This is a genomic window from Chamaesiphon polymorphus CCALA 037, from assembly GCF_003003845.1.
Lineage (GTDB): Bacteria > Cyanobacteriota > Cyanobacteriia > Cyanobacteriales > Chamaesiphonaceae > Chamaesiphon > Chamaesiphon polymorphus.
Genome location: NZ_PVWO01000511.1, coordinates 1 through 4,033, shown reverse-complemented (window position 1 = coordinate 4,033; position 4,033 = coordinate 1). Strand labels below are relative to the sequence as shown.

The following is a 4,033-nucleotide window of genomic DNA, read 5'->3' as shown; positions in this document are numbered from 1 at the left end:
GATCTAGAGCAAACCGAACTAGATCGAAATGGGAATCTAGCAGCGCAATTAGCCGAGTTATTAAACTGTCTCAATCGATCGAGATGTTTGCTGATATTAGATAATGTCGAATCGATCTTACAAGGTGGCGAACGGGCGGGAGTTTATCGGTCGGGTTATGAAGAATACGGACAATTATTAAGTCAACTAGCTCAAAGTCGCCATCAGAGTTGTATCTTACTGACAAGTCGAGAAAAACCCAAAGAATTTAATATTCTCGAAGGTGAAAATCTGCCCGTAAAATCTCTAGTATTAGCTGGAATCGACGATCGATCTGGAGCTGAAATTGCTACACAACGCGGTACCCTAGTTGCTTCAGAGCGGGAATGGCAACAATTAGTCACACATTATGCGGGTAATCCCTTAGCGATAAAAATGGTATCAGCCGCAATCATTGATTTATTGGGGGGGAATGTAGCGAGCTTTCTCAGCCAACTCGAAACCGATCGCATTACCTTATTATTCGACGATATTCGCGACTTACTCAAACAACAATTCGATCGACTGTCCGACTCAGAAAAACAAGTAATGTACTGGTTGGCGATCGAGCGAGAATTTGTGTCCCTAACCGAGCTTCAGCAGAATTTAATCAACCTCCGCGCCCAACAAAACCTTTTAGAAATTCTCCGCTCTCTGTCCAGACGTAGCTTGGTAGAAACTGCTGCTAATACTACTGCCCAGATCCAATTTTCCCAACAACCAGTAGTGATGGAATATATCACCGAACGCATTGTTGAGGGAGTGTACCAAGAATTAGGATCGGGACAAAGTGGTAATCTATTGCAAAACCACGCTCTACTTAAAGCACAGTCAAAAGATTATATCCGTCAGACTCAAGCCAGATTAATTTTAGATGAAATCGTTACTTATCTACCTGGTAATAAATCTCAAATCGAGTCCAGATTGCGAGATTTTTTGTCGACCTTACCGGATCGGGCAGATTATACAGCCGGAAATTTGGTGAATCTGTTGGTGCGGATCGATGCCGATTTGAGCGATTTAGATCTGTCAGGGATGAGTATTTGGCAGGCATATTTAAAAGATACGATCTTGCATCGCGTCAATTTTACCAATGCCGATCTCCATGGTTCGGTATTTGCCGATCGCGTGGGGAGTGTATTTTCCCTTGCCTTGAGTCCCGACGATCGCATCCTCGCCACAGGCGATGTAAATGGTAATGTCAATCTCTGGCACTTAGCTACCGGACAACTATTGTGGCACACGACTTGGCAAGTTACCAAGAAAGAAAATTCCAATTGACCTATTTTCGTGGTAGACCTCTTTGTCTAGCTAAGATTTAGGCTGGTTGGCAAGCTTGATATTCAAGGATGATTATTTTCTCTGGTCGTAACTTGCCAAGTGCTGTGTGGCATATTAACGCCCATAGCAATTTAGTCTGGTCGGTGGTATTTAGTCCTGATGGTAAAATATTGGCGACTTCGAGCGAGGAATCGAGCGTCAAATTGTGGGATGTCGCCACAGGTGAATGTCGGCAGATATTAGCCGGACATACCGATCCAATTTTGAAGATCGCGATCCATCCCAACAATCGATATCTAGTCAGTGGGAGTAACGATCGCACGGCTAAACTATGGGATCTAGCGACGGGTGAATGTTTGCGAACTTTTGGCGGACATCCAGCCCAGATTCGATCGATCGAGATCGTCGGTACGGATCGAATCCTCGCGGGTGGTATGGATGGGACGCTCAAACTATGGAATTTAGAGACGGGAGCATGTCTGTGGACGCAAGCAGCCCATCAAGGAGAGATTAGCACGATCGCCATCCATCCCGATCGACAGTTATTTGCGACCTCTAGTTACGATAATACGCTCAAACTGTGGGAGCTAGAGACGGGGAAATGTTTGCAAACTCTAGTCGGACATCACGATCTGGTGTTAACTTGTGCGATCGATCCCGCAGGTAGATTATTAATTAGCGGTGGTTTAGACCAAAAAATTAAGCTCTGGGATCTAGCGACGGGCAAGTGTCTGAAAACCTTGACGGGACATACTGGTTGGGTAACATCGAGCGTTTGGACTGCTGATGGAAAATCGATCGTCAGCGGTAGTAGCGACCAAACAGTGAGAGTCTGGCAGATCTCCACTGGGCAATGTCTGCGGACGATTCAGGGACATGGCAATGCGGTAAAAGCGATTGCTTGGAATAGTCGCGGAAATCGGTTAGCTGGCGGCGGAAGCGGTCACAGGATCTGCGTTTGGGATGTCGATAGTGCCACCTGTTTGCAAAACTTTTGGGCGACGGCGATCTGGATTTGGTCGTTGGCATTTTTACCCCATCCAGATGATGAGCCGGAAATCTTGGCTGTTGCCAGTATTGAAGCGCAGACGCGGTTGTGGAATACCGATACTGGTACCCTCCACGCGACGATCGCTGATGATAATTTGAATACAGTAGTCACGGTCGATCGATCGCGCCAACTCCTGGCGATCGGTAGTTATACTGGCAACGTGCGAGTATGGGATCTCCAGACCGATCGATTGTTGCAAACAATTGATGGAGTACATACAGGAGGGATGTTCGCGATGGCTTTCCACCCGCAAGCACCGCTATTAGCAACAGGTGGTGTAGACCATGTTCTCCAGCTCTGGAATTTTCAAACTCAAGCGTGTCGTAAGTTGTTAGGACATGAAGGAACGGTCGATGCAGTAGCCTTTAGTGCGGATGGTAGACTAATTGCCAGCGGGAGTGCAGATCGGACAGTGAAGGTGTGGCGAGTAGATACGGGTGAATGCTCGATCGCTTGCACCGGACATCACGATCGAATTTATGGATTGACTTTTATTCCCAATGTCAATGGAAAAGGCGGTTTGACGCTAGCAACTGGCAGCGGAGATCGCACGATTAAGTTATGGGATGTCGATACGGGTAATTGCATGATGACGCTCGCAGGACATACCGATGTCGTCTCCTCGATCGCCGTCTGTCCCAATCCCGCTACTCCTTATTTACTAGCCAGTGGTAGTTACGATGAAACGATTAAAATTTGGGATCTTCGTACTGGAGATTGCATCGAAACACTCAGACCCGATCGATTGTATGAGGGGATGAAAATTAGTGGTGTTCGGGGTTTAACCGATGCCCAGAAAATGGCTTTGGAGCTATTAGGAGCATTAGCATAGCAGAGTCAGCTTTTACTCAAGATTGGTTAAAAAAAACACAATTACAAAAGTACCAATAACCTGAAAACCGATTTAGTATCAAGAGATCTCCCCATGAGCGAATATCAATATTACGAATTTCAGGCGATCGACCGCCCCCTCACCGCCACCGAAAAAACCGCGATTAGTCAACTATCTAGTCGCGTCAAACCGACAGCACATTGCGCTAAATTTACCTACAGTCATGGAGATCTTCCTGGCGATCCCAAACAGGTATTGGCAAAGTATTTTGATGTTATGTACTATATTGCCAATTGGGGCACCCAGCGATTAGCCTTCCGCTTTCCGAAATCGCTAATTTCGCCAGAGACGATCGCACCTTATTGTATTCATGGTGCGATCGAGTTTACAGTTACTGGAGATTGGGCAATTTTAGATTGGCAATTTAATGATGAAGAAGGATTTGGCTGGATCGATGACGATCGAGATATTCTCCCCGAACTTATTGATTTGCGTCAGGAAATCTTACAGCAAGATTATCGCGGACTCTATTTAGCATGGCTCAAAGCTTTAACATCATCCGAAGAATATGTAGATATTGACACCTCAGAATTAGAACCCCCCGTACCGCCAGGATTATCAAAACTTTCTCCCGCGCAAACAGCCTTTACAAATATCTTTGAATTGTCAGATGATTTGTTAGAAGCGGCAGCTAGTGCTAGCAGTCAGCCTAATGTTATTGCCGATCCCGATTGGGAACGATCGATCGCCCAATTATCTCGTCAAGATTGCGAAGATTTTCGGCTCTTCATTACTTAGTATGCTCGATCGATAGCAAATTGAGCAAACAAAGTAAGCAAATAAATACGATC

At 45.8% G+C, this 4,033-nt stretch carries 3 protein-coding genes; all 3 read left to right on the top strand.

Annotation, left to right across the window (positions count from 1 at the left end):
- On the top strand, positions 1–1,299 hold a 1,299-nt coding region (locus C7B77_RS25455), incomplete at its 5' end, for a pentapeptide repeat-containing protein (RefSeq protein WP_181244031.1).
- 68 nt (positions 1,300–1,367) lie between these two features.
- Positions 1,368–3,182 carry a WD40 repeat domain-containing protein gene (locus C7B77_RS25450; RefSeq protein ID WP_106311551.1) on the top strand — a complete coding sequence of 605 codons (1,815 nt, stop codon included), beginning with the start codon at positions 1,368–1,370 and terminating at the stop codon, positions 3,180–3,182.
- 93 nt (positions 3,183–3,275) lie between these two features.
- Positions 3,276–3,980, top strand: a complete 705-nt coding sequence (locus C7B77_RS25445) for a hypothetical protein (protein WP_106311548.1) — start codon at positions 3,276–3,278, stop codon at positions 3,978–3,980.
- Positions 3,981–4,033: the final 53 nt, after the last annotated feature.